We start from the raw sequence: 3,137 nt of genomic DNA, 5'->3' as shown, positions 1-3,137 counted from the left end.
TTTTTACAGTCCAATACTTATAAGTTTTTTCAATCAGATGCGTATCAGAAGCTCAAAGATCTTTTTGCAGGTATGGCGGCAGCACCTACAGATGGTTCTGGATGGGATGCGCTTGCAAGTGGTGTGAAGCATCTTAATGAAGGAGATAAGGAAAGAGGGCAGGTTAATCAGACTGTCGAGTATCTAAAGTCCAAAGGCTATAGCGAAGAAGAAGCGCGGTTCATGGCTGGGAATAAAGATGCATTGAATGCTTTTCTATTACAAAAAGTGAACGGCGGTTATGATGCTAGATCTAAAGAAGAAATGGACCGCCTACGAGAAACAATAGATCTTAAAAATAGTGAAGCTATCAGTAGTAATACACTCCATGACATTGAACGTTTTATGAATTATATAGAAGAGAATGGTGATTGGGCTACGGGAAATCTTGCTGATTGGCAAGCTTCTTTTAAGATTCCTCAACACCGTGATATGCGTTCACTGCTTGATTCCATTAAAAACCGTATAGGTATTGACCGTTTAGAAACGATGAGACGGTATTCACGCAATGGTGCTTCTGGTTTTGGTAACCTTACAGAAAGAGAGCTTGATATCTTAAAGAGCTATTTAGGAGAGATAAAGTACGACTTGGGTCATAAAGAGCTCTTGTTTAGGTTGAAAAAAATCCATCAGATTTTGGCTAAGATGAAATTAGACGTATTGAAATTGCTAGAAGACAGCAGCATTGAATTAACGCAAGAGAGTGTTGATAAGGTTACCTCACAGTCGCATTCTAAAGCTCCACAGCAAGGACGTAATGCTTTGCCACTTGTTACCAGCAAAGAAGAGGAAGATGCATTGCCTTCCGGTGCACGCTTTATTGGTGAAGATGGAAAGATAAGGGTTAAAGGGGCTTAAAATGGCATATATTCCTTATTCTCGCATTGTTGATGATGTATCCGATAATGATGGTACGTCTTCGGTGAAGAACAGTCGTGGTAATCAAGGAAAAAAAACAACGGGTTATATTCCTTATTCCCCTCTTGTTGATGATGATACGGCTTCATTTAATACAAAATTTACAGCAGATGATTTTTCATTTGATGATAAAGATCTTACGTGGTCGGATGCTGTTAGAAGCCATGGTACATCTGGTCTTACAGCAGGTTATAGTGATGAGATACAAGCGGCGAATGAAGCGGGTTTTATAGATTATTGGCGTGGTGATAAACGAGCAGAGGAGATCTATAATAGAAGGGTAGCTAAGGAGCGCGCTTACCTAAAAGCTTTGGAAGAGAAACATCCATGGTTATCTTCTGGTGCTTATATTGCTGGTTCGATTTTACCAACATTAGCATCTTTGGGTATTCCAGCATTAAATTTTTTGCGAGCAGGTTCGACTTTAGGAAGTTTAGGTAGGGGAGCTATTGTTGGGGCAGGTTCTGGAGCTTTACATGGTTCTGGTGCAGGAAAAGGTTACAATGATACGGTGAATTCGGCATTAGCCGGTGGTGTTGGTGGGGCAGTTTTGACGCCGGTTGCTGCTTTAGGAGGTATAGGTATTTCTAAGGCAGTTCGTAGTTTAGGAAATGCTTTAAAATCGCCTCCACTTATAAGGAATTATTTTAATCCTGCTCGTAAAGAGGTTTCAAATAAAGCTTTGAGAGAAGTTGCCAAGCAACTTTACGATAATAAACCCCAAAAGATCACGGAACGTCTTAGCTCAGAACCTCAGGAAGTATTTTTGACAGATATTAATGAAAAACTACGACAGACTTTGTGGAATGCGTCTAAAACAAATGAAGATGTTTATAATCTCTTGAAACAAGCACATGAGAAAAGATTGGGAGGTTCTGTTCAACGTCTTTATGATATGATGGAGCAGACAATTGTTCCATACCAGCATAGCGATACTTTAAGCAGGACGCTTAAACAGCAAGGGAAAGAAGCGCATGATCATCTTTATGAACAAGCAAGGCAAACGCCGATAGGACGAGAGTATTATCCGGCTCTTAATAAACTTTTTGAAAATAAAGGGTTTCAAAAAGCTCTTAAAGAAGCTGTCAATACTTTAGAGGAACACCCTCTCAGTATAAATCCTAGAAGGTTTTATGATAGAAGATTTAGCAGTATAACCTATAAACCTACGATAGAGTTATTAGATCAAACTAAGCAGTCTCTCGATGATTTAATCGAAAAAAGTAAGAAACATGGCGATAACCAAAAGATTTTAGGATACGAAGTCCTCAAACAAAATTTGGTAAAAATAATGGACGAAATCTCTCCTACTTATAAAGCAGCACGCGGTAGTGCAGCAAAATTCAAAAACTTTGCAGATAGCTTTGAGGAAGGTAGACAAGCTTTTGGAACAAAGCTTGAAAAGAGTTTTGAAAGGGATGCAGTTCAGGAAAATCTTTCTAAAGGGAATTGGACAAAACAAAATAATACCTATCAGATGGGTATGAGAGATGCCTTAGATGATTTACTCAGAAAAAATGATGACCCTATTAATGAATTTTCTAAACTTTTAAAACAAAATCTTGCGTCTGAGAATCTTGAAAGGACCATAGGACCGGAACGGTTTTCTACTTTTAAAAAGGCAGTAGATCAGGAGCAATTCTATTCTGATGCAGCAAAAGAGGGTTTTAGCAAATTTGAAGGCACTCCTGAGGTTTCTCTTTTTGATGGAGTTCGTGTACCACATAGTATTCCTGATATACCAGCTCAAGGCTTAAAATTAGCACGAAACATATTTTTCCACCCGAATGCTCCAGAGGCGCTACGGGCAAGACAAGAGCTAGAGCGCGGTATAGCGAAGTTAGCAACTTTTGGCGTTAAAGGAATGGAGCGCAATGAAATTGCCAAATTGATTCAAAGTGCTTTGAAGTGGCATAAAGCCGGTGTGATAACGGATGAAGGCTTGAAGATTGTTTCTAGAGCTGTAGCAAAAGGGTTAGGTCCTAGTGCTTCAATAGAGTACGCGAAATGACCCGTTCTAGTCCTTCTGTTAATCAAGCGATACGGCAAACGGCAGCGCGTTATGGTTTGCCAGAGAGTTATTTGTACCGTGTTGCGCAAGTAGAAAGTGGAGGCAATCCGAATGCAAGGAATCCCCGTTCTTCTGCGGGTGGGTTGTATCAATTTATAGACAGCACCGC

General features: G+C 39.8%; 2 protein-coding genes and 1 pseudogene. All 3 read left to right on the top strand.

Going from position 1 to position 3,137, the window contains the following annotated elements:
• Positions 1-897, top strand: a pseudogene (locus ACFINO_RS09450) (hypothetical protein); the annotation flags it as partial.
• A gap of 1 nt (position 898) precedes the next feature.
• Positions 899-2,968 (top strand): glycine zipper family protein, encoded by a 2,070-nt coding sequence (locus ACFINO_RS09445; protein WP_375655549.1) that lies wholly within the window; start codon positions 899-901, stop codon positions 2,966-2,968.
• On the top strand, positions 2,965-3,137 hold a 173-nt coding region (locus tag ACFINO_RS09440), incomplete at its 3' end, for a transglycosylase SLT domain-containing protein (protein ID WP_375643744.1). The genes ACFINO_RS09445 and ACFINO_RS09440, both read left to right, overlap by 4 nt.

The organism is Bartonella sp. AA83SXKL (assembly GCF_042196965.1).
GTDB lineage: Bacteria > Pseudomonadota > Alphaproteobacteria > Rhizobiales > Rhizobiaceae > Bartonella.
The sequence above is the reverse complement of the archived record's forward strand: the minus strand, read 5'-3'. Positions and strand labels throughout refer to the sequence as shown.